This is a genomic window from Rhodococcus sp. 05-2254-6, assembly GCF_002258565.1.
Classification (GTDB): Bacteria; Actinomycetota; Actinomycetes; order Mycobacteriales; family Mycobacteriaceae; genus Rhodococcoides.
On sequence record NZ_NOZF01000190.1, the window covers coordinates 11961 to 34946 of the forward strand.

At 66.2% G+C, this 22986-nt stretch carries 21 protein-coding genes; 15 read left to right on the plus strand and 6 right to left on the minus strand.

The window, feature by feature from the left end:
• Nucleotides 1-9 precede the first annotated feature (9 nt).
• Genes CH256_RS26695 through CH256_RS26705 form a run of 3 tightly spaced genes read right to left on the minus strand, consistent with a single transcriptional unit; the run spans nucleotide 10 to nucleotide 3649 of the window.
• Nucleotides 10-1257, minus strand: coding sequence for a glycosyltransferase family 4 protein (locus CH256_RS26695; RefSeq protein ID WP_094671414.1), 1248 nt, complete (start codon nucleotides 1255-1257; stop codon nucleotides 10-12).
• Nucleotides 1254-2786 (minus strand): 1,4-alpha-glucan branching protein domain-containing protein, encoded by a 1533-nt coding sequence (locus tag CH256_RS26700; protein WP_094671437.1) that lies wholly within the window; start codon nucleotides 2784-2786, stop codon nucleotides 1254-1256. The genes CH256_RS26695 and CH256_RS26700 overlap by 4 nt, the downstream gene beginning before the upstream one ends.
• A 23-nt stretch (nucleotides 2787-2809) precedes the next feature.
• Nucleotides 2810-3649 (minus strand): class I SAM-dependent methyltransferase, encoded by an 840-nt coding sequence (locus tag CH256_RS26705; RefSeq protein WP_094642266.1) that lies wholly within the window; start codon nucleotides 3647-3649, stop codon nucleotides 2810-2812.
• A 170-nt stretch (nucleotides 3650-3819) separates the two neighbouring features.
• On the opposite strand from CH256_RS26705, the gene CH256_RS26710 reads away from it, so the two are divergent.
• The 10 genes from CH256_RS26710 to ligA all read left to right on the plus strand — a co-directional run bounded on the left by CH256_RS26710 (nucleotide 3820) and on the right by ligA (nucleotide 14668).
• Nucleotides 3820-4620, plus strand: coding sequence for an electron transfer flavoprotein subunit beta/FixA family protein (locus CH256_RS26710; protein WP_068045787.1), 801 nt, complete (start codon nucleotides 3820-3822; stop codon nucleotides 4618-4620).
• Nucleotides 4621-4662: 42 nt separating this feature from the next.
• Nucleotides 4663-5619, plus strand: a complete 957-nt coding sequence (locus tag CH256_RS26715) for an electron transfer flavoprotein subunit alpha/FixB family protein (protein ID WP_094642264.1) — start codon at nucleotides 4663-4665, stop codon at nucleotides 5617-5619.
• A gap of 146 nt (nucleotides 5620-5765) precedes the next feature.
• Nucleotides 5766-6584: a GNAT family N-acetyltransferase gene (locus CH256_RS26720; protein WP_068045781.1), complete on the plus strand. Its 819-nt coding sequence runs from the start codon at nucleotides 5766-5768 to the stop codon at nucleotides 6582-6584.
• Nucleotides 6581-7471 (plus strand): lysophospholipid acyltransferase family protein, encoded by an 891-nt coding sequence (locus tag CH256_RS26725; protein WP_255183285.1) that lies wholly within the window; start codon nucleotides 6581-6583, stop codon nucleotides 7469-7471. Before CH256_RS26720 ends, CH256_RS26725 begins: the two co-directional genes overlap by 4 nt.
• A gap of 82 nt (nucleotides 7472-7553) precedes the next feature.
• Nucleotides 7554-8792, plus strand: a complete 1239-nt coding sequence (locus tag CH256_RS26730; protein WP_068045777.1) for a cysteine desulfurase family protein — start codon at nucleotides 7554-7556, stop codon at nucleotides 8790-8792.
• Complete coding sequence (mnmA, locus tag CH256_RS26735) at nucleotides 8792-9880, plus strand: tRNA 2-thiouridine(34) synthase MnmA (protein WP_068045774.1); 1089 nt, start codon at nucleotides 8792-8794, stop codon at nucleotides 9878-9880. The genes CH256_RS26730 and mnmA overlap by 1 nt, the downstream gene beginning before the upstream one ends.
• On the plus strand, nucleotides 9877-10896 hold the full coding sequence (locus tag CH256_RS26740) for a methionine synthase (RefSeq protein ID WP_094671415.1): 1020 nt from the start codon (nucleotides 9877-9879) through the stop codon (nucleotides 10894-10896). Before mnmA ends, CH256_RS26740 begins: the two co-directional genes overlap by 4 nt.
• A 131-nt stretch (nucleotides 10897-11027) precedes the next feature.
• Nucleotides 11028-12215 carry a GGDEF domain-containing protein gene (locus CH256_RS26745; protein WP_094671417.1) on the plus strand — a complete coding sequence of 396 codons (1188 nt, stop codon included), beginning with the start codon at nucleotides 11028-11030 and terminating at the stop codon, nucleotides 12213-12215.
• 64 nt (nucleotides 12216-12279) lie between these two features.
• Complete coding sequence (locus CH256_RS26750) at nucleotides 12280-12462, plus strand: hypothetical protein (protein ID WP_068045768.1); 183 nt, start codon at nucleotides 12280-12282, stop codon at nucleotides 12460-12462.
• A gap of 157 nt (nucleotides 12463-12619) precedes the next feature.
• Entirely contained in the window at nucleotides 12620-14668 is a 2049-nt protein-coding gene (gene ligA, locus CH256_RS26755) for an NAD-dependent DNA ligase LigA (RefSeq protein WP_094642450.1), read from the plus strand.
• A 31-nt stretch (nucleotides 14669-14699) separates the two neighbouring features.
• On the opposite strand, the gene CH256_RS26760 is transcribed toward ligA, so the two are convergent.
• Nucleotides 14700-15350, minus strand: a complete 651-nt coding sequence (locus tag CH256_RS26760; protein ID WP_068045765.1) for an amino acid-binding protein — start codon at nucleotides 15348-15350, stop codon at nucleotides 14700-14702.
• A 307-nt stretch (nucleotides 15351-15657) separates the two neighbouring features.
• Here CH256_RS26760 and gatC point away from each other — a divergent pair, with 307 nt between their 5' ends.
• The 4 genes from gatC to CH256_RS26780 all read left to right on the plus strand — a co-directional run bounded on the left by gatC (nucleotide 15658) and on the right by CH256_RS26780 (nucleotide 19671).
• Complete coding sequence (gatC, locus tag CH256_RS26765; RefSeq protein ID WP_068045762.1) at nucleotides 15658-15957, plus strand: Asp-tRNA(Asn)/Glu-tRNA(Gln) amidotransferase subunit GatC; 300 nt, start codon at nucleotides 15658-15660, stop codon at nucleotides 15955-15957.
• Nucleotides 15954-17426 carry an Asp-tRNA(Asn)/Glu-tRNA(Gln) amidotransferase subunit GatA gene (gatA, locus tag CH256_RS26770; RefSeq protein ID WP_094671419.1) on the plus strand — a complete coding sequence of 491 codons (1473 nt, stop codon included), beginning with the start codon at nucleotides 15954-15956 and terminating at the stop codon, nucleotides 17424-17426. Before gatC ends, gatA begins: the two co-directional genes overlap by 4 nt.
• Nucleotides 17427-17432: 6 nt before the next feature.
• On the plus strand, nucleotides 17433-18512 hold the full coding sequence (locus CH256_RS26775) for an alpha/beta hydrolase (RefSeq protein ID WP_256989562.1): 1080 nt from the start codon (nucleotides 17433-17435) through the stop codon (nucleotides 18510-18512).
• Nucleotides 18513-18639: 127 nt separating this feature from the next.
• Nucleotides 18640-19671: an ATP-dependent 6-phosphofructokinase gene (locus CH256_RS26780; RefSeq protein WP_094642260.1), complete on the plus strand. Its 1032-nt coding sequence runs from the start codon at nucleotides 18640-18642 to the stop codon at nucleotides 19669-19671.
• Nucleotides 19672-19694: 23 nt separating this feature from the next.
• Here CH256_RS26780 and CH256_RS26785 read toward each other — a convergent pair whose 3' ends face one another.
• On the minus strand, nucleotides 19695-20159 hold the full coding sequence (locus tag CH256_RS26785; RefSeq protein ID WP_256989563.1) for an acyl-CoA thioesterase: 465 nt from the start codon (nucleotides 20157-20159) through the stop codon (nucleotides 19695-19697).
• Between the two features lie 94 nt (nucleotides 20160-20253).
• Between CH256_RS26785 and gatB the strand changes: the two genes are divergently transcribed.
• Nucleotides 20254-21765, plus strand: coding sequence for an Asp-tRNA(Asn)/Glu-tRNA(Gln) amidotransferase subunit GatB (gene gatB / locus CH256_RS26790; RefSeq protein ID WP_094671441.1), 1512 nt, complete (start codon nucleotides 20254-20256; stop codon nucleotides 21763-21765).
• Between the two features lie 61 nt (nucleotides 21766-21826).
• On the opposite strand, the gene CH256_RS26795 is transcribed toward gatB, so the two are convergent.
• Nucleotides 21827-22975 carry a PQQ-dependent sugar dehydrogenase gene (locus CH256_RS26795; RefSeq protein WP_094671443.1) on the minus strand — a complete coding sequence of 383 codons (1149 nt, stop codon included), beginning with the start codon at nucleotides 22973-22975 and terminating at the stop codon, nucleotides 21827-21829.
• Nucleotides 22976-22986: the final 11 nt, after the last annotated feature.

The window sequence follows — 22986 nt, forward strand, 5'->3', positions numbered from 1 at the left end:
CCGGTGTTCTCAGGTACGGCCGGGGATCGCGCGCTCGGCGATGTGCGGGCGGGCCAGGGGATGCCGAACCTTGCGTTTGGCTTCCAGGTAGACCTGGGCCGTCGACTCGGCGACGTGCTTCCAGTCGAAATCCACGGTGAGCCTGTCGCGGGCGGCCACGGCTCGTTCCTGCGCGGCGTCCGCGTTGTCGATAACGCGCCGCACGGCGGCAGCGAGCCCACCGACGTCGCCGGGCTCGAATGACAGGCCGGTCACGCCGTCGACGATGGCTTCACCCAGACCGCCTGCGGTGGACGCGACCAGTGGGGTGCCCGCAGCCGCCGCCTCGAGCGCGATGATGCCGAACGGTTCGTATCGACTGGGTAGGACGATGGCGTCGGCTCCGTGCAGCCAGCCGAGCAGTTCGGTGTGGTCGAGATTGCCCAGAAACGACACTGCGCGCGCAACCCTGTGCGTGCGCGTCAGCCCTGCCAACCAGGCGAACTGTGTTCCCTCGCCGGCGATGTGCAGGGTGGTGCCCGGGTGGCTTCGTCGGATGCGGGGCAGGGCGGCGATGGCATCCTGGATGCCCTTCTCGTACTCGAGTCGGCCGACGTAGAGCAGTTTGGCCGGCTCCGATCGGGGCTCTCGTCGACGAAAGTGCCAGGTGGATCGGTCGATTCCGTTGCGAATCACCGTCACCGCCGACTCGGATACTCCGAACAGGGTGGTGACCTCGTCCTTCATCGACCCCGAGCAGGTGATCACTGCATCGGAATCGTTGGCGAGCCACCACTCGACGGAGTGCACCTGACGGTTGACGGGGCCGGAGATCCAGCCGCTGTGGCGGCCGGCCTCGGTGGCGTGGATGGTCGAGACGAGCGGTACGTCGTAGAACTCGGCCAGTGCGATCGACGGGTGCGCGACGAGCCAGTCGTGCGCATGCACGACGTCGGGTTGCCAGCCGTCGCCCAGACCCGGCTTTCCCAGCGCGACGCCGGCACGCACCATCGCGTGCCCCATCGCGAGGGTCCATGCGAGCATGTCCTCCCCGAAGACGAAGTGAGCCGGGTCCTCGGCTACGGCGACGACGAGCACCCCGTCCTCGATGTGGTGCGACGTCGGATGGGTGGCGGCGTCGGTTCCGGTGGGTCGACGCGACAGCACCACGACCTCGTGGCCGCATCGGACCAGTTCGGTTGCCAGGTGATGAACGTGCCGACCGAGACCGCCCACCACCACGGGTGGGTACTCCCACGACACCATCAGAACCTTCATCGACGCCCCCCTGCATCTTCTCTCTCGCCGCCGACGTGTGTACCGGGCAGTCGGCGCGCGTCCAACGCAGGAAACAGCCCGTCCGCGCGGTTCCACTGCCGAGCCAATTCGTCCGCTCGAACAGGTGACCCACCCGCGGCCGCGGCAGCGATCTCGCGCAACGCATGTGCGTGAACGTGTGCCCGTTCCCGCGCGTAGCCTGCGGCGGAATCCTTGCTGACCATGAATGCCCAGTCGCTGGCCACGGCCATCAGTGTCTCACGCAGTATCTGATCGTTGACGCGATTGCGGAGTTCGGGTCCACCGGCGCGACGCTGTGTAGCTCGGGCGGTATCGACGGCGTCGAGAGCGGTCCGAGAGACCTCGGCATTGAGCGCGACCAGGTCCGCGACGTCGTCGCCCGCCCACACCCGCCAGTCCTTGCCCGATCCCCACGACGAATCCTGCAGTTCCAGTGGCGCTCCGACGTATCCCTGCTCGCGGGCGTCGCCGAGCGTGCCGACGGTGATGCCTGCGGCGGGAAGCGCGCGCATCAGCTTGCCGAGCCACTGCGGACCCTCGTGCCACCAGTGCCCTAACAGCTCGGTGTCGAATGCCGCGACGACGAGGGCGTCGCGACCGATCCGCTCGGACTCCGAGATCAGGCGCCGACGAACCACATCGACGAAGTCGGCCACGTGACGGTCCACCGTCGCTGCCGCCCGCTCGGGATCGTAGGGAGCCTTGTCGTTCGACGCGACCGAGCGGCCGGTGACCCGGGCCGGTTTGAGACCGGTCGCGTGATCGTAGGTGTGGAAATCCCGATAGGAACCGTGGCCGGGATAGCCGGACTTCGGTGACCAGACGCGGTAGCTGACCGGCAGGTCGCGTCCGAACGCGACGACGTCGGAGTCCCATACCGGCCTGCCGAGGGAGGTGTCTCCACGCATCGCGGGCCCGTCGACCATGAAGTGCGAGACCCCGGCGGCGGCGTATTCGGTCTCCATGCCGGGGGTGAATCCGCATTCGGGTGCCCAGATGCCTCGGGGCGTGGTGCCCCACCGGGAGCGGGCGTCGAGCAGACCTTCGCTCAGTGAGAACTGCCGAAGCCGCGGATCGAGCAGCGGCTGGAAGGGATGCGCCAGCGGCCCACCCAGCAGTTCGACGGTGCCGGTGTCGACCAGCGGCCGGAGTACCGCCGAACCGCCGTGTAGCCACCGGGCCTCGAATCGATCGAGCGCCGCGGCAGAACCTCGGTGCTCACGAACGGACAGGTCGCGATCTGTTGCCTCGTGGGCCCTGAGCTGCCAGTTCCCGAGCCAGTGGTGCATTCCGGACAGGCAGTGTGGATCGTCGAGTTGAGCGGCCAGAACCGGGGTGATCCCCAGCGACAGCACGTCGGTGTGACCGTCCTCGGCCAGTTGCTCGAGCACCGCGGTGAGCGGCAGGTAGCAGTCGGCCCAGGACTGATACAGCCACTCCTCGCCTACCGGCCACCTGCCGTGATTGGCCAACCACGGCAGGTGGGAGTGCAGAACGAGAGAGAACATGCCCGGCACGGTTGCACCGGATGTCACCCGATCACCGTGCTCGAGCTCTTGCGGGCAACGGCGACCAGGTCGAGGCTGTCGTCGATGCGGTCGGCGGTGATGTCGAAATCCTCGATCGAGACAGCCGCGACGTCCTCGGTGAGTTCGGCAGGCCAGGGTTCGCCGGCCAGGGCTCGTTCGATCTGAGCGTCGATGAACGAACCGCCGTGCTTGGCATCGAGGGCGGCCAGAGTGCGTCCGTGCCTGACCCCGGTGAGTTCGTCGACTTCGAGCCGAGCGTCCACGAGTAGTTCGGTGAGTTCGGCCGCGTCGAGTTCGCGGGTGTGGAAGGGATTGAGCGGGGTGTCGCGGCCGGGCGAGAACGTGATGCGGTTCGGTGTGCTGATCAACAGAATGCCGCCGGGCGCGAGCACCCGGTGCACCTCGGCGAGGAACGCACCTTGATCCCAGAGGTGCTCGATCACCTGGAAATTGACGACGACGTCGATCGAGGAATCGGCCAACGGAAGGCGGTCGAGGTTGCCACGCAGCATGGTCACCCTCGGGTAGCGGGCATGCACGTGTGCGGCGGCCGACGCGTCGTAGTCGAGACCGAGAACGTTCGACGCGACATCGGCAATCATGTTGGCTCCGTAGCCTTCTCCGGATCCCGCTTCGAGCACCGTTCGGTCGCGGCAGCGCTCGACGAGTGCGCGGTAGACCACCTCGTGGCGGCGGAACCAGTAGTTCTCCTCGGCGATGCCGGGCACGGTGCGCTCTCCGGTGAGGGGGAGTGGTTCCGGTGCCGGTGCCTGAGCCGATGAATCGTTCACCGCCGAAAGGTTAGTGGAGGCGCGCGGGAGGTAAGCCAACGTGGTCTCCATAACAGTCGGGGTGCAGATGTATGGTCGGACAGGCAGGGAGGTAAGTTACCCACGAGTAACTACGGTGAGGTAACCTCGTCCCAGACCGTAGAACTGCACCAACCAGTACTGCACCAACCGTTAGAACACTCACGATCAGCAGAACATGACCAGGAGGTCGACGCAGACCCATGACGAACATCGTTGTTTTGATCAAGCAGGTTCCAGACACGTGGTCCGAGCGCAAGCTCACCGACGGTGACTACACCCTCGATCGCGAGGCTGCCGACGCCGTCCTCGACGAGATCAACGAGCGGGCCGTCGAAGAAGCACTGCTCATCAAGGAAGCCCAGGGCGGTGAGGTCAAGGTTCTGTCCGCAGGCCCCGACCGTGCCACCGATGCCATTCGCAAGGCCTTGTCGATGGGTGCAGACAGTGCAGTGCACCTCAACGACCCGACCCTGCACGGCTCCGACGCGATCCAGACCGGATACGCGCTGGCCGCAGCGCTCGGCAACGTCGCATTCGAGAACGACGAGCCGGCCGATCTCATCATCGCCGGCAACGAGGCCACCGACGGCCGCACCGGTGCCGTTCCCGCGATCATCGCCGAGTACCTGCAGATCCCGGCCCTGACGCAGATGCGCAAGCTCGTCGTAGCCGACGGCAAGGTCACCGGCGAGCGGGAGACCGACGAGGGCATCTTCGGCCTCGAAGCCGCGTTGCCCGCCATCGTGAGCGTCACCGAGAAGATCAACGAACCGCGATTCCCGTCCTTCAAGGGCATCATGGCCGCCAAGAAGAAGACGGTGCAGACCATCACGCTCGCCGACATCGGTGTCGAGGACGGCATCGTCGGCGTCGACAACGCGGGAACGACCGTCACGTCGTCCACCCCCAAGCCTCCCAAGACTGCAGGCGAGCGGCTCACCGACGAGGGCGACGGCGGCGACAAGATCGCCACCTACCTCGTCGGCCAGAAGATCATCTGATCCCGCCCCACCGAGCAATCGAAGACAAACGAGGAGCAAGTCATGGCAGAAGTACTCGTGCTCGTGGAGCACGTCGAGGGAACACTGAAGAAGGTCAGCACCGAGCTGATCACCGCCGCTCGTGCGCTGGGTGAGCCGTCCGCGGTCGTCACCGGCCCGGTCGGCACCACCGACAAGGTCGCCGACGCACTGACCGAAGCCGGTGCCGAGAAGATCTACGCCGCCGAATCCGACGCGGTCGACGGATTCCTCGTCACCCCGAAGGTCGACGTGCTCTCGGCACTCGCGGAGTCGGTCTCGCCGGCAGCGATCATCACCGCTGCCACGATCGAGGGCAAGGAAGTTGCGGGACGGCTCGCAGCACGCCTCGGCTCGGGCTACCACAACGACGTCGTCGCAATCAACGGCGACGGCAGTGCCGTCTACTCCATCTTCGGTGGCGCGTTCACCGTCGAGGCCAAGGCCAACGGCGACGTTCCGGTCATCTCGCTGCGCCCCGGTGCAGTCGAGGCCGAGCCGAAGGCCGGAGCGGGCACCCGCGAAACCGTCGAGGTTCCCGCGCAGGAAGAGGGGGCCGTCAAGGTCACCTCGCGTGACCCGATCGTCGGCGGCGACCGTCCGGAGCTCACCGAGGCATCGGTCGTCGTGTCCGGTGGACGTGGTGTCGGCAGCGCCGACAAGTTCACCGTCGTCGAGGATCTGGCCGACTCGCTAGGTGCCGCAGTCGGTGCCTCGCGCGCCGCTGTCGACTCCGGCTACTACCCCGGCCAGTTCCAGGTGGGTCAGACGGGCAAGACCGTCTCCCCGCAGCTGTACGTCGCGCTGGGCATCTCCGGAGCCATCCAGCACCGTGCAGGCATGCAGACCTCGAAGACGATCGTCGCGGTCAACAAGGACGAGGAAGCGCCCATCTTCGAGATCGCCGACTACGGCATCGTCGGTGACCTCTTCAACGTCGCACCGCAGCTGACCGAGGCAGTCAAGAAGCACAAGGGATAGCCTCCAGCGCTGTTCGACGACAGGCCCTCACCGCTCGCGCGGTGGGGGCCTGTCGTCTCGGGCAGCGCAACCTTGTTCACACAAACTCTTCCGACACGTTTCCCCGACGATGCCCGGTGGCCTTCCCCGCTCGTTAGACACACCTCATGACCACTTCCGTCATGAGCTCGACTGCATCGATCGTCCCGGCCACCGACCGTTATTCGCTGGTGTTGTCCACCGACCCGGAGCACCGACTCGCCGCGCAGCGTCTGCGCTACGAGGTGTTCGCTTCCGAGCCGGGGTTTTCCATTCCCACCGACACCGACGGCCTCGACGCCGATCGGTTCGACGAATTCTGTGATCATCTGCTCGTTCGTGACCAGTGGACCGACACGTTCGTCGGCTGCTACCGCATGTTGCCTCCGCAGGCCGCCGTGTCCGCCGGCGGGTACTACACGGCAACCGAATTCGATATCTCCGCGCTCGATCCAGTCGGCATGAACATCGTCGAAATGGGAAGGGCTGCAGTTCATCCCGATCACCGGTCCGGGTCCGTGCTCGGGCTGATGTGGGCCGGAATCCTGCACTACCTCGATGTGACGGGATACGAGTGGGTCATGGGGTGCGTGTCGGTGCCCATGCAGTCGGCACCAGGGGATCCGATCGGGGCCAACGTTCGCGGTGTTCGAGACCGCCTGTTGGACAGGCACGCCACGCCGCCCGACCGTCGGGTCCGGCCGTACGCTCCGGTCGTCGTCGACGGGGTGGATCTGATCGACATCGAACCCGCGAAGCGAACGTCGATGCCGCCGTTGATGAACGGCTACCTCCGGCTCGGTGCCTCCATCTGCGGTGAGCCGGCTCATGATCCGGAATTCGGTGTCGCCGATTTCGTCGCATTGCTCGGGCTGCACGAGGCCAACACTCGCTATCTCGACCGGTTGCGTTCGGCAGCAACGACGTTCGAGTCGGGTGTCCGGTGACACGACCGATCGTGCACGCGTGGATGCCGTCGTCGCCGTGCAGTGACGGCTGTCTGCCGAAGAACCCACCGACGGTGGGACGAATCGTCCTCGCGCTCCGAATCGCACTGGCGATGGTGGCCTTCGGGTTGCTGCCGGTGTTGGTCGTCCTCGGGGTTCCGTTCCCGCGGGTTCGCCGCTCGCTGACGCGGATCGGTGCTCGCACTCTGCTGTTCGCCATCGGGATCGATCTGACCGTGCTCGACGCTCGCTCCGACCGCGAACGCTCCCGCACCGCCGCAGGTGCACTGCACGTCGCCGGTCACATCTCCTGGACCGACGTCGTCGTGCTCACCGCGGTACAGCCGTCGACCTTCGTGGCGCGTGCCGACCTGATCGACTGGCCGCTGCTCGGTCGCCTGGCGCGGGCCATGAAGGTACTTCCGATCGATCGAGCTCGACTCCATCAGCTCCCCGGCGTCGTCGATCAGGTTGCCGATCGTGTCCGCGCAGGCGGGTCGGTCGTCGTCTTCCCCGAGGCCACCACCTGGTGTGGTCGTGCATACGGCTCGCTACGGCCGGCGCTGCTGCAGGCCGCGATCGATTCGGAGACCTGGGTACAACCGATTCGGCTGCGCTACGTCGACCGGACCGGCGAGCAGACCACCGCCACCTGCTTCGTGGGAGACGAAACGATCGGTGCCTCCATCGGCCGGATCTTCCGACTGAGAGGACTGCGCGCCGAGGTGGAGTTCACGGCCCCGGAGGCACCCGGCGGCGATCGACGCGACCTCGCCCGGCGGTGCGAGGTGGCGATTCGCCGGGACGACGTCTACGACCCCGCTGTGCACGAGGTCGTGGCCGAGGCCGAACGCAGCCCGGTGCCGCCGAAGGTCGCGGCGGCCTGACCGAGCATCGATCACCGTGACCGCGGACCCACCTCGCGCAGGTAGGTCCGCGGTCACGGCAGCGGGTATCGTCTAGCCTGTTATGCCTTCTGTGCGCAGTACGACTGCTCCCGTCCCGCCGCGGCCACCGGTGTACCTCGATCACGCAGCGACGACCCCGATGCTGCCGAGTGCGATCGAGGCGATGACATCTGTGTTCGCCACGGTGGGCAACGCGTCCTCGCTGCACACCTCCGGTCGTTCCGCTCGGCGTCGAGTGGAGGAATCCCGCGAGTCGATCGCTGCGGATCTGGGCGCGCGCCCGTCCGAGGTGATCTTCACCTCCGGCGGTACCGAGAGTGACAACCTCGCCGTCAAGGGCATCTTCGCGGCCCGTCGAGACTCCGATGCGGCGCTGACCAGGATCATCGCCAGCTCGGTTGAACATCACGCGGTACTCGACGCAGTGGAGTGGCTCGTCGCACACGACGGTGCGAGTGTCACGTGGCTCCCGGTCGACGCCGAGGGGCGGGTCACCCCGGATGCCCTGCGCGCCGAGCTGGCCCTGCATGCCGACGAGACCGCGTTGGTGACGATCATGTGGGCCAACAACGAAATCGGCACCGTCATGCCGATCGCCGAGCTCGCAGCCGTGGCCGCCGAATACGGGGTTCCGATGCACAGCGATGCGGTCCAGGCCGTGCCGCATCTGCCCGTCGGGTTCTCCGAGAGCGGCCTGTCCGCCCTCAGCATCGCCGCGCACAAGTTCGGCGGACCCCAGGGCGTCGGAGCGTTGTTGCTCGGCCGCCAGGTCCCGTGTGTTCCGCTCTTCCACGGCGGGGGGCACGAGCGAGACGTTCGATCGGGCACTCCGGACACTGCAGGCGTCGTCGCGATGGCGGCTGCGCTGCGTTCTACCGTCGAGGACTCCGCGCGGCACCGAGCAGAACTCGGAGCACTACGAGATCGGTTGATCGCCGGAATCCGAGACGCCGTTCCCGACGCGATCCTCAACGGTCCGGAAGGCGACGACCGGCTGGCCGGGAACGTGCATTTCACCTTTCCCGGGTGCGAGGGTGATTCGCTGTTGATGTTGCTCGACGCGGCAGGCATAGAATGCTCGACGGGCTCGGCGTGCACCGCAGGCGTCGCCAGCGCCAGCCATGTACTGATTGCGCTCGGGTGCGATCCGGCCGTCGCCCGTGGATCACTGCGGTTCTCGCTGGGAGCCGGCTCGTCCGAATCGGACGTCACCACTGTGCTTGCGGTTCTGCCGCAGGTCGTCGAACGTGCTCGCGCCGCTGGAATGGCCGGCGTCGGAGCTCGAGGAGGAAATCGCTGATGCGTGTTCTGGCTGCTATGAGCGGGGGAGTCGACTCGGCCGTGGCCGCGGCCCGTGCCGTGGACGAGGGCCACGACGTCGTCGGCGTGCACCTGGCTCTGTCGACCGCTCCGGGAGCTCTGCGCACCGGTTCGCGTGGTTGCTGTTCCAAGGAAGACGCGGGTGACGCTCGTCGCGCTGCCGACGTACTCGGAATCCCCTTCTACGTATGGGATTTCGCCGATCGCTTCAAAGAGGACGTCATCGACGATTTCGTCGCGTCCTATGCTGCGGGCGAGACCCCGAATCCGTGCCTGCGCTGCAACGAGAAGATCAAGTTCTCCGCTCTGGCGGACCGCGCTCTCGCGCTGGGCTTCGACGCCGTGGCGACCGGGCACTACGCGCAACTGCACGACGGCGTCTTGCGACGTGCCGTGGACGCGGACAAGGACCAGTCGTACGTATTGGCGGTACTGAACCAGGCACAGCTCTCGCGTGCGATGTTCCCCATCGGCGACACCCCGAAGTCCGAGATTCGCGAGGAAGCTGCCGAGCGAGGGTTGGCCGTTGCCGACAAGCCCGACAGTCACGACATCTGCTTCATCCCCTCGGGCGACACTCGCGCATTCCTGGGCGCGCGCATCGGCGTGCGCCCGGGCAAGGTCGTCGACTCCGAGACCGGAGCCGAACTGGCCGATCACGAGGGCGTGCACGGCTTCACCATCGGGCAACGCAAGGGTCTCGGTGTGGAAGGACCGGCCGCCGACGGCCGTCCCCGCTACGTGACGTCGATCGAACCCGACAGTGGCACGGTCATGGTCGGCTCCGCGCAGAAGCTCGACGTCTGGGCGATCAGCGGTGACCGCGCGGTGTGGACCGAAGGTACCGCCCCGACCGGCCCCATCGAGTGCGTCGTCCAGGTTCGCGCGCACGGTGGACTGACCGAGGCCGTCGCCGAGGCAGCGGGCGACGGCATGGAGATCCAACTGCGGTCTCCACTGACCGGTGTGGCCAAGGGGCAGGCAGCGGTGCTGTACCGCAAAGACATTCACGGAGACATCGTCATCGGCAGCTCGACCATCTCGGGCACTCGATCCGAGCGCGAGTGACCCCGAGCGTTTTCGCGGGGCTCGCGACCGGTATCGGTTCGTGGCCGGGCACCGACATTCGTGAGGCCGCGGCGGTCGTCGTAGGGGAGTTCACCGAGCTTCCACACATCGTCGAACTTCCGGCCCGCGGTCTGGGCGCGGACATGATCGGGCGCACCGGAGCCATCATGGTCGACGTCGAACTCGACGTACGCACCTCCGGCTATCGCGTCGTGCCACGTCCGATGCTCGCCGGCCGTCGGGCGACCGATTTCTTGGCCGAGGACCTCGATGTGCTCGAGGAACTGTGGGAGGTCTCGGGGCTTCGCGGTAGTGGCCGCACCATCAAGGTCCAGGCCGCCGGTCCGTTCACGATGGCAGCGCAGGTCGAACTTCGGCACGGGCATCGGGCCCTGACCGATCGCGGGGCGCTGCGGCACTTCGCCGAATCTCTCGGCGAAGGGCTGCGTCTGCACTGTGCGGAGTTGACGCGTCGGCTGGGGGTCGAGGTCGTCGTTCAGCTCGACGAACCCAGTCTCGCAGCCGTTCTGGCCGGCAGCCTGACGGGGATCACCGGGCTCGATTCGGTGCGCGCAGTCCCGGAACCGGACGTTCTCGACCTGCTGGATTCACTGATCGAGACGATAGACCTTCCCGTTGCGGTGCATTGCTGCGACGGCGATGTTCCCTTCGATCTTCTTCGCCGCTCGCGTGCCGTTGCGGTTTCCGTCGACGCGACTGCGCTGCGCCGCAGCGACTTCGACGGAGTCGGCGAGCTGCTGCAATCCGGCAAGACACTGATACTCGGGTTGATTCCGTCCGAAGCCCCCGCGCGGCCACCCCAGTGGCGCGAACTGGCCGAGCCCGGTGTCACATTGATCGACCGACTCGGTTTCGACAGGTCGGTTCTCGCCTCCCGGACTTCTGTGACGCCTGTATGTGGATTGGCGGGCAGCACACCGGAGTGGGCCCGTCGCGCAACAGGACTCGCCCACGACGTGGCCGCCGCGTTCGGAGATTCACCCGATTCGTTGTGAGATCACACAGCCGGACGGAGTGAAACACCGCGGACTCCGGAGGATCGAGCCCACTACAATTAGTACGTCGAACAGGTGTGACACTATTCACATGGCCGTTGGGGGTCTGTTGAATACGTGGGAATTCGGAAATGGCATCAGGTGGTCGCGACTTCGACGAGGTTGCCTCCCTCCGGCGTTCCGGCAGGCACCGCCGAGGTCTTCTGGCGAAACTGGCCGCGGCCACCTCCGACTGGTACGGGGCTCCGCACGATTTCGAGTGGATCCTCAATCACAGATCGACCCGTCCGCTGACCGGGATCATTCGTGCCGTGTTCGGCACCGCCACGATGATGTACGCCGTCACGTCGATCCTGATGCTGTTCAGCGATCTCGGTCCTCAGGGCAGTGTGGCCATCGGCTGGGTTCTCTTCGTTCTCGTCACCCAGGTGTTCGTCGCCGCACGGTGCGTGTTCGGGCCGATCCCCGGGAAGAAGTTCTTCGTCGCGTTTCTGGCCTTCGGGGACATTCTCACGACCTCGGTGTTGATTCTGTACGCACCTGTCGCGTCCCTGATCGGAACGGTGTTGTTCGCCGTCACGGGGGCGTTCTGCACCTACTTCCTCAGTCCGCGGCTGCTGGTGGCGCACCTGGTATGGACCGCCACGTTCATCATCGGGTTCGGTGTCCGCGTGTTCCTGGCAGTGATGAACGGCGAGGTCGGATACATCGACGGGCCTTCGGTGGCGACGGCCACCGTGGTTCTCCTTCTCGCCACCGTCGGTGTGCCGGTGTTCGCTCAGGTGGCGTGGACGACGCTGTCCAACGACGCCAAGCGGTCGGTTCTCGATCCTCTGACCGGGGTGTACAACCGGCGCGGCATCGACAGCGAATTGCTGGACCTGTGGCATCAGGCCAGCAAGCGGGGCATGTCCATGGCATTCCTGGTTGTCGACATCGACAAGTTCAAGTCCGTCAACGACCGATTCGGGCACAGCCGCGACGACGAAGTGATCGTGCGCGTCGCCGATCGGCTGCGCCGCTTGGTCCGGCATCAGGGCGGAGTGCTCGCCCGAACCGGTGGCGAGGAGTTCCTCGTCGCCATGGTCGGTGATGCGCGGGGGATGGTCGATCTCGGCTTCGACGCGGTTCGGATGCTCTGCGACCACCGCGACGACATCCCCGTCACCGTCAGCGTGGGAATGGCGTTGTTGCGCGAGGATTCGGCTCTGTGGGACGTGGGGAAGTCCGTGGTCGGCAGAGCAGCCCGTACGGCGGACGCGGCGATGTACCGGTCCAAGCAGTCCGGAGGAAACAGCTTGGTCATCGACGAGATCTGAGCCATAGCACCACGTCGCTCGATGCGCCGGTGTGCCTGGGTGGGACCTCTGCGATGATCGTGCGATGTATCGGCTATCGGATGCTCAGCGACGTGGACTGCCTGCCGGAGTGCTGTTGTCGGTGATGGCCTCCGTGCTCGGCGGAATCTACGCCGACTCCTTCGTGACCGGATTCGCCTTGACCGCCGGTGTCTGCGCGGTGGCGATCATCGCCGCGACGCTGTTGCTGGGTCTGCTGGGGCGGTAGTCGCTGCGCTGCAGCCCGTGCTTCTCTGTCGGTGGGTTCGGATAATCTTCGACACGTGCCAGAAGCGACCGAACCGCCCGCAGGAAACGACGAGACCGCAGGGACCGTCGGTGTCGAACTCGATGCCGCGTCGTCGGCCGATCGTGAGCGATGGCAGATGCTGGCCGAGGAAGTACGCGGTCATCAGTTTCGCTACTACGTGCGCGACGCCCCGATCGTGTCCGACGGCGAGTTCGACGCGTTGCTGCGTGAGCTGAACGAGCTGGAAGAAGCACACCCGGATCTGCGCACCGCGGATTCACCGACGCAACTCGTCGGGGGAGGCTTCGCAACGGAATTCACCGCCGTGGACCATCTCGAACGAATGTTGAGCTTGGACAACGTGTTCGATCACGACGAGTTGCGTGCCTGGGCCAAAAGAGTCGAGACCGAGGCAGGGCCTGATCTGGAGTACCTGTGCGAGGTCAAGATCGACGGCGTCGCCCTGAATCTGGTGTACGAGAACGGGACGCTCGTGCGCGGTGCCACGCGAGGTGACGGGCGGACCGGTGAGGACGTGACGCTCAACGCACGCACGATCGACGACATCCCGGACACTCTGACGGGTAGCGAGCAGTACCCCGTGCCGGAGTTGTTGGAAGTGCGCGGCGAGGTCTTCTTCCGGCTCGAGGATTTCCAGGCGCTCAACGCCTCGCTCGTGGCAGAGGGCAAGCCCCCGTTCGCGAATCCACGAAACTCGGCGGCGGGGTCGCTGCGACAGAAGAATCCGGCGGTCACCTCCAAGCGACGTCTGGGAATGATCTGCCACGGCTTCGGTCGCATGGTGGGTTTCACCCCGGAGTCGCAGTGGCACGCGTACGAGGCGCTTCGCTCCTGGGGGCTGCCCATTTCCACCCACACGACCCGCGTGCAGGGCGTCGACGCAGTCGTCGAGAAGGTCGTCTACTGGGACCAGCACCGTCACGACGTCGAACACGAGATCGATGGCCTGGTCGTCAAGATCGACGACATGTCGCTGCATCGTCGACTGGGGACGACGTCTCGCGCGCCGCGGTGGGCCATCGCGTACAAGTACCCACCGGAGGAAGTCACCACGACGCTGCTCGACATCCGCGTCAGCGTGGGCCGGACGGGCAGAGTGACGCCCTTCGCGTACATGACGCCGGTGCTCGTGGCCGGGTCCACAGTGTCGCTGGCGACGCTGCACAACGGTTCGGAGGTCAAGCGCAAGGGCGTTCTGATCGGTGACACCGTGACCATTCGCAAAGCGGGAGAGGTCATTCCGGAGGTTCTCGGCCCGGTCGTCGACGCCAGGACCGGTGACGAGACCGAGTTCGTCATGCCCACCGAGTGCCCGGAGTGCTCGACGCCACTGGCCCCGGCCAAGGAGGGTGACGCCGACCTGCGGTGCCCCAACTCGCAGTTCTGCCCGGCGCAGCGTCGCGAGCGAGTGTTCTTCGTCGCCGAGCGGCAGCGATTCGACATCGAGGGCCTCGGGTACGAGGCCGCATCCGACCTGTTGGCCACCGGGGCCATCGAGGACGAGGGCGATCTGTTCTCGCTCACCGAGGACGACTTGATGAAGACGGCGATCTTTCGCACCAAATCCGGGTCGTTGTCCGCCACCGGTCGAAAGTTGCTCGACAACCTGGCCACCGCACGGAATCAGCCGCTGTGGCGGGTGCTGGTCAGTCTGTCCATTCGGCACGTGGGGCCGTCGGCAGCCAGGGCACTGGCAGGGGAGTTCGGCAGCCTCGAGCGGATACGGGCGGCGTCGGTCGAGGAACTCTCGGCGGTCGACGGGGTGGGCGGCACCATTGCGGCCGCAGTCTCCGAGTGGTTCGAGGTCGACTGGCACCGCGCCATCGTCGACAAGTGGCAGGCAGCAGGCGTGCGGATGGAAGACGAGCGCGATGCGTCGATCGAGCGGAACCTGGAGGGGCTCTCGATCGTGGTCACCGGGTCGCTGACGTCCTACTCGCGTGACGAGGCCAAGGAAGCGATTCTGTTGCGAGGTGGCAAGGCTGCAGGTTCGGTGTCCAAGAAGACGGCGTTCGTGGTCGTCGGCGAGGCTCCGGGGTCCAAGCACGACAAGGCAATCGAGCTCGGCGTGCCGGTACTCGACGAAGCGGGTTTCACCCTGCTGTTGACCGAGGGACCCGAGGCCGTGGCTCCGACCGAAGCAGAACCCGGATCGGCGGACTGACCGAGCCAGGACGCGTCAGTGCATCGGTGCGTCAGTTCAGTACCGTCGCGACGATGCCGGCGAGATAACCGAGGCGGGCGACCTCCGAGGGCCTGAACTCCGGGCCGCCCGGCCTGCCCAGCATCAGCACGGTGCCGGTGGTACCGAGGGGAGCAGCGGCGATCTTGGTGTCCATGTCGCGCCATACCTGGGGCACCCACTCGGCGTCGGAGTCCAGAGCAGCGGGGGCGTTCAGCGGGAACCACGGCAGCTCGGCGGCGTGAGTCTCGGGAGCCCCGGAGCTGCCCACCAGCCGGAACGGGCCGTGAGCGTTGGTGGCAACGACGGTGCTCCACCCCACTCGAAGGACACGGGGCGCTCCGTCGACGAGCACCTGGAGTCGATCGTCGGACGCCGCGGCGACCCGATCGATCAGTTCCAGTTCGCGATGCGTGTCGAGGACGCCGGTGTACGGGCGGATGGAATCGACCCGGACATCGGTGAGGTTCTCGGCTGCGGTGATCAGCGTGTCCGGAAGCGAACCCGGTGCAACGTCGACCACCAGATCGTCGACCGCGTAACCGTCACCGCGTTCGATGACGTCGAGGGAGAGGATGTCCGCCCCGACCGACCCGAGCGCGACGGCCAACGATCCGAGGCTGCCCGGACGATCCGGCAGTTGGACGCGGAGCAGGTAGGACATGTCACGCTCCCTTTCGACTTCTGGCGTACTGCGGCCACCCCAGCGTCAGCGGTCGTTGCTGGCTGGCAGAAGGGAACACTGTGCACCCCGGCGCGAGCAATCCTTGCATCTTCGACCTGTCCGCTACGTCGCGCAACGCGGGCCGTGACAATTCCGACACTCGACGCAAGCCACGAGGCGTGAGTGAAGCCTGCGTAATGCTGCGCACTAGGCTGGACCGCGTTCGCGAACCTGTGAGGTTCGCTCTGCACGAATACGGGGCCGCTTCTGCGGGCTCCGCTCCTCACGTCTGAAAGGGGTCTACGCGGTGCCAGACATCTCCCGCGACGAGGTCGCTCACCTCGCCCGGCTGTCGCGCTTGGCTCTCAGCGACGCCGAACTCGACGAGTTCGCCGGTCAGTTGGATTCGATTCTTCATCACGTCAAGGCAGTGGCGGAGGTGGCGACGGACGACGTTCCGCCGACGGCCAACCCCAGTGACATCGTGAACGTCACGCGTCCCGACGTGATCGTTCCCGGCCTGACGCCGGAGCAGTCGCTGTCCGGTGCACCGAACGCCGAGGAGGGCCGTTTCGCGGTGCCGCAGATTCTGGGAGAGAGCGAATGACCGACCTGACGAAGCTCGACGCGTCCGAGCTGGCGACCCGCATCCACGGGCGTGAGATCAGTGCCGTCGAGGTGACCCAGGCACATCTCGACCGGATCTCCGAGGTCGATGGTGACCTGCACGCATTTCTGCACGTCGCAGGAGCCGAGGCACTCGCAGCAGCGACCGACGTCGATGCGGGATTGTCGGCGGGAGACGCACCTGCCTCGGCTCTGGCCGGCGTGCCGCTTGCTCTCAAGGACGTGTTCACCACGACCGACATGCCGACGACGGCCGGATCGAAGATTCTCGACGGGTGGATGTCGCCCTACGACGCGACGCTGACCACGAAGCTGCGGGCCGCGGGCATTCCGGTGCTGGGCAAGACGAACATGGACGAGTTCGCGATGGGCTCGTCCACCGAGAACTCGGCGTACGGTCCGACGAAGAACCCCTGGGACACCACTCGCATCCCCGGCGGCTCCGGAGGCGGCAGTGCTGCGGCGCTCGCGTCGTACCAGGCCCCGCTGGCCATCGGCACCGACACCGGCGGATCGATCCGTCAGCCGGCGGCTCTGACCGGCACCGTGGGAACCAAGCCGACCTACGGCAGCGTCTCGCGCTACGGACTGATCGCCTGTGCCTCGTCACTCGATCAGGGCGGACCGTGTGGTCGGACCGTGCTCGACACCGCGTTGCTGCACGAGGTCATCGCCGGATACGACGCGCGGGACTCCACATCGGTCGATACGGCTGTTCGACCGGTCGTCGCAGCGGCACGAGAGGGTGCTCGTGGTGACCTGACGGGCGTACGCGTCGGTGTGGTGAAGGAATTGCACTCGGACAAGTACCAGCCCGGTGTGATCTCGTCGTTCGATGCTGCGGTCGCCGCACTCACCGAACTCGGTGCCGAGGTGGTCGAGGTGTCGTGCCCCAACTTCGTGCATGCACTGGCCGCTTATTACCTGATCCTTCCGTCGGAGGTGTCGTCCAACCTGGCTCGGTTCGACGGCATGCGGTACGGATTGCGTGCGGGGGACGACGGCAAGCACAGCGCCGAGCAGGTCATGGCCACCACGCGCGCGCAGGGGTTCGGGCCGGAAGTCAAGCGTCGCATCATGATCGGGACGTACGCCCTCTCCGCGGGATATTACGACGCCTACTACGGCTCTGCTCTGAAGGTGCGCACGCTCATCGCACGTGACTTCGATGCCGCATACGAGAAGGTCGACGTGCTGGTGTCGCCGACGACCCCGACGACGGCATTTCCGTTGGGGGACAAGGTCGGCGACCCGATGGCGATGTACCTCAACGACCTCTGCACGCTGCCGACCAACCTTGCCGGTCACTGCGCGATGTCGGTTCCGTCGGGTCTTGCCACCGAGGACGGACTACCCGTGGGTCTGCAGATCATGGCTCCGGCGTTCGCGGACGAGCGGCTCTACCGCGTCGGTGCCGCATACGAGGCCGCTCGCGGCGATCTGAGGTAGTTCGAGGTGCTGCATCGGTGGGCTGCCGATCTGGCTCATCTGCCCTTGCTTGCCGGTGCAGTGCCCGTGCTCGCGTCGACGGCGGCCGTTGTCGTGACGTCGGTCCTCGCCGTCGCTGTCGTGCTGCGGGTCCGGCGAGGCCGAGCACCGGGAGCGGTGTTCGGTCCGCTGAGCGCTTTCGGGCTCGTGGCGTCGCTTCTGTTGGCGGCGACGGTGCTCACCAATCTGACCGTCACTCGATACCCGACGGTGGCCGTGGCGCTGGGCCACCGTCCGGCCGTGACCGAGGGCACCGGCAGGTTGGTCGATGTGGACGTGCCCGGCACTGTGTCGCAGTTCGCCGCGCGGCCCGCCACCGTCTACGTTCCGGCGTCGTACGACGCCGGAGCGAGCGATCTGCCGGTGCTGGTGCTGCTCACCGGCCAACCCGGCCACGTCGTCGACTGGATCGAGGGTGGTCGTCTGGCCCAGACGATGGACGCCTTCGCGGCGCGGCACGGCGGTGCGGCTCCGATCGTCGTGGTGGCCGACGGTCTGGGTGACACCGAGGCGAATCCGATGTGCATGGATTCGAATCTCGGAAATGCCGCGACGTACTTGTCGGTCGATGTGCCGCACTGGATTCGGTCGAATTTTCGGGTGTCCTCGGATCCGAGGGCCTGGGCGGTCGGCGGGTATTCCTACGGGGGAACGTGCGCGCTGCAGCTGGCGGTGACAGCACCGTCGGTGTACCCCACCTTTCTCGACATCTCGGGTGAGGACGAGCAACGTCGGGGCACGAGAAGCGAGTCCGTTGCAGCGGCATACGGCACGGACACCCCGGCGAACGAGGCGCGGTTCGAGCGCATGACGCCGCTGAACATACTCTCGCGCACCAGCTTTCCCGATTCGGCCGGTGCCTTCGTCGTGGGAGCCGACGACGAAGAGTTCCGGCCGCAGACCGAGCGAACATACAGGGCCGCAGAGTCCGCGGGTCTCGACGTGCACTACAGCGAGCTGCCCGGCGGGCACTCGATGCAGGTCTGGGCCCCGGCGCTGGAACAGGAGATGGACTGGCTCGGCGAGCGTGTGGGTCTGCTCGACTGACGCACGGCCTCGCCTCGACGAAGTGAGCACCCAACGGTACCGACGCGCGCAGCATCCCACGCCCGATTAGGCTGACGTCCGTCACCGGGTCCGCTTCACGGACCTGCGAGCAGAGAGGCGAAAATCGATGCGCATCGGAGTTCTGACCGGAGGCGGCGATTGCCCAGGGCTCAATGCGGTGATCCGCGCAGTCGTACGCACCGCGGACGCCCGGTACGGCTCCACCGTCGTCGGTTTCCAGGACGGATGGCGAGGTCTTCTCGAAGACCGTCGAGTGCAACTGCGGAACGACGACCGCAACGACCGGTTGCTCACCAAGGGCGGCACGATGCTCGGCACCGCCCGCACCAATCCGGATGTGTTGCGCGCCGGACTCGATCGGGTCAAGCAGACTCTCGAGGACAACGGCATCGACGTGTTGATCCCGATCGGCGGCGAAGGAACCCTCACCGCTGCCGCGTGGTTGTCGGAAGAGGGTGTGCCGGTGGTCGGCGTGCCCAAGACGATCGACAACGACATCGATTGCACCGACGTCACATTCGGCTTCGACACGGCGCTGACCATCGCCACCGATGCGATCGACCGACTGCACAGCACCGCGGAATCCCATCAGCGCGTGATGCTCGTAGAGGTGATGGGTCGGCACGCGGGGTGGATCGCTCTGCACGCCGGCCTGGCGTCCGGTTCGCACATGACGCTCATTCCCGAGCAGCCGTTCGATGTCGAAGAGGTGTGCACGTTGGTGCGCAAGCGTTTTCAGCGCGGAGACTCGCACTTCATCTGTGTCGTCGCCGAGGGGGCCAAGCCGATCGAGGGCTCGATGCAGCTTCTCGACGGCGGAATCGACGAGTTCGGCCACGTTCGATTCACCGGAGTTGCCCACCAGCTCGGCGTCGAGATCGAGCGCCGTATCAACAAGGAAGTACGCACCACGGTGCTGGGCCATGTCCAGCGCGGTGGAACGCCGACGCCGTACGACCGTGTTCTCGCAACACGATTCGGCGTCAACGCGACCGATGCGGCGCATTCGGGAGACTTCGGCAAGATGGTCTCGTTGCGCGGCACCGAGATCGGCCTGGTGTCTCTGGCCGAGGCCACCAAGCAACTCAAGCGGGTACCGCAGACCCGATACGACGACGCCGCCGCGTTCTTCGGCTGAATTCGGTGTGGCGTCGTGAGCCGTCAGATGCGACCGGAGGCCTGCTGGATTTCGGCTTCGCGTTCCTCGGTCTCGCGGCGTAGTTCGCGCCGTCGCTGCGCTGCCTCGAAGCGCTGAGCACCGACCTCGGTGGTCGGCGTCAACTGGGGCAGTGTCTTCGGCTTGCCGTCGTCGCCGATCGCGACCATGGTGAAGTAGCAGCTGTTGGTGTGGCGCAATTCACCGCGCTGAATGTTCTCGGTTTCCACGCGGATACCGACCTCCATGGAGGTGCGGCCGGTGTAGTTGACCGACGCAGAGAACGTGACCAGTTCTCCGACGTGGATGGGTTCGCGAAAGACGACGCGATCGACCGACAGAGTCACGACATAGGCCCCCGCGTAGCGGCTGGCGCAGGCGTACGCCACCTGGTCCAGGAACTTGAGAATCGTGCCGCCGTGGACGTTGCCCGAGAAGTTGGCCATGTCGGGTGTCATCAGCACGGTCATGGACAGTGTCTGCTTCTCTGGGGGAGTCACCCGTGCACGGTAACGAGTGCACGTGGTTACTCGCGCGTCGTGTGCAATGCATAAACTACTGACCATGACTGCTGCAACGGTCGATCTGATCGATTACGACGATGTGCTCGCCAAGTTCGACCCCGTGTTGGGCATGGAGGTCCACGTGGAGTTGGGCACGGCGACCAAGATGTTCTGCGGCTGCCCCACCGAATTCGGTGCCGAGCCGAACACTCAGGTGTGCCCGGTGTGCCTGAGCCTTCCCGGCGCGCTTCCGGTGGTGAACTCGGCTGCGGTGGAGTCGGCTATTCGGATCGGGCTGGCGCTCAATTGCTCGATCACCCCGTGGGGACGGTTCGCTCGCAAGAACTACTTCTACCCGGATCAGCCGAAGAACTACCAGATCTCGCAGTACGACGAGCCCATCGCCACCGAGGGCTACCTCGATGTGCTGCTCGACGACGGCAGTACGTTTCGAGTCGAGATCGAGCGCGCGCACATGGAGGAGGACACCGGTAAGTCGACGCACGTGGGCGGTGCGACCGGCCGTATCGAGGGGGCGTCGCATTCGCTGCTCGATTACAACCGTGCCGGGGTTCCGTTGGTGGAGATCGTGACCAAGACCATCACCGGAACCGGTGCCCGTGCGCCCGAGGTCGCACGGGCGTACGTCACCGCGTTGCGCGACCTGTTGAAGTCGCTGAACGTGTCCGATGTGCGGATGGATCAGGGCTCGTTGCGCTGCGATGCCAACGTGTCTCTGATGGAGAAGACGGCAACCGAATTCGGCACGCGCACCGAGACGAAGAACGTCAACTCGCTCAAGAGCGTCGAGGTTGCCGTTCGGTACGAGATGCGGCGTCAGGCAGCGGTTCTCGAATCGGGCGGAGAGGTGACGCAGGAGACTCGGCACTTCCAGGAGTCTGACGGCACCACCACCGCCGGCCGCAAGAAGGAGACCGCCGAGGACTACCGCTACTTCCCCGAGCCCGATCTCGCGCCCGTCGCTCCCGACGCGGCCTGGATCGAGGAGCTTCGGACGACGTTGCCCGAGCTGCCGTGGTTGCGCCGCGGTCGGATTCAGAAGGAGTGGGGTGTCTCCGACGAGGAGATGCGCGATCTGGTGAATTCCGGTGCGCTCGAGCTGGTCGCGGCGACGGTCGAGGCGGGTGCGTCGGCGCAGGCGGCGCGGTCGTGGTGGGTGTCGTACCTGGCGCAGCAAGCCAACATCGCCGGAGTCGAACTGACCGATCTGTCCATCTCCCCGGCTCAGGTCGCCGAGGTGGCGGCGTTGGTCGCAGACGGCAAGCTCAACAACAACGGTGCCCGTCAGGTCGTGGACGGGGTGCTGGCGGGCGAGGGTGAGCCTGCAGAGGTCATGGCTGCGCGCAATCTCGTTCTGGAGAAGGACGACACCAAGTTGCAGGCCGCCGTGGACGAGGCGCTCGCAGCGAATCCCGGTGTGGTCGAGAAGATCCGCAGCGGCAAGGTTCAGGCCGCCGGGGCCATCGTCGGTGCGGTGATGAAGGCGACACGCGGCCAAGCCGATGCCGCTCGCGTCAAGGAACTCGTACTGGAGGCCTGCGGCCAGCCCTGATCACGACGGAGAACGACCGAGGCCGAGCGCAATCGAGCGCTCGGCCTCGGTCGTTTCTCGTTCAGTCGAAGCCGCCTCCGCCGCCGCCGGGGAACGGCACTTTGACGACGCGGTCGTCGGTGGGTCCGGGCTCCGCACCGTTCTTGTTGACGGTGCCCACCAGAATCTGTCCATCGGCCGAGCTCGTCGCGCCGTTCAACTGGCCGTACTCGTCCTGGATCAGCAGTGTCGGTTCGGCCGAGACAGCTCCGGTGTTCGCGTCCGTGGTCAGTGCTGCAACAGCTTTGGCCGTTGTGAGTGCAACCGCCACGCCACCTTCTCCCGCTGCGCATCCAGCAACACCCGGACGGTCCGGCCACGTCCAGACAGGGTTGAACACTGCGCCCAGTGAGTCGATGCGCTGCAGGCGATCCTCGAGCGCGGTGCGGTCGGTGACGTAGATGTTTCCGGTGCCGTCGGTGCAGACGTCGCCGGCCGTACCGATGCCGCTCAGTGCGATCTGCGGCCGCGGGGGGTTCGTCGACGGAGACAGTGAAGTCACCCGTAACAACTTGCCGGACAAGGAGTTCGGGCTCGCAGCAGCAGCTGGATCACCGCTGTCGCCGGTGAGGACGAGTAGTTCGTTCGGCGTGTAGAAGTCGATCGCCCCGCGATTGCCCGACGCGCCGCGGGGAATTCCGGTCAGGATGTCCTTGGGCACATCGCCCTGAGCGAGTCGGACCACCCTGGTGTCCGCGGACGTGGTGATGAGGGCGTAGAGCAACCCGTCCTCGTTGTACGTGGGAGACAGCGCGATGTCGAGAAGGCCGCCGTCACCGGTGCCGTCGACATCGATTCGGGCCACCTCGACCGGCGTCCGGCCGGCAGCGACCTCCATGATGCGACCCGTGCGGCGTTCGGCAACCAGCGCCGACTGTCCGTCGGGGAGCGCTACCAGCCCGCCCGTGGTGTCCAGGCATGTCGCGATGACCGCCGGATCGGGGTCGACACACGGACCGGACGGCGGTGGCGGTGCATCGGGATCGGACGGCGGCGTCGTCTCGCTGGGGGTCGTCGGCTCCAGCTCGGCCGCGCCCACCTCCGGCGCAGGAGTGAACGGCGACGCATTCGAGTCGTCGAATCGGGCGCACCCGGCGAGCAGGGCAGCGGTCATCGTCAGGGCGACGACGGCAGCGGTTGCAGTTCGTGGCGACGCTCCGACCGGCTTCATGCTTCGAACGG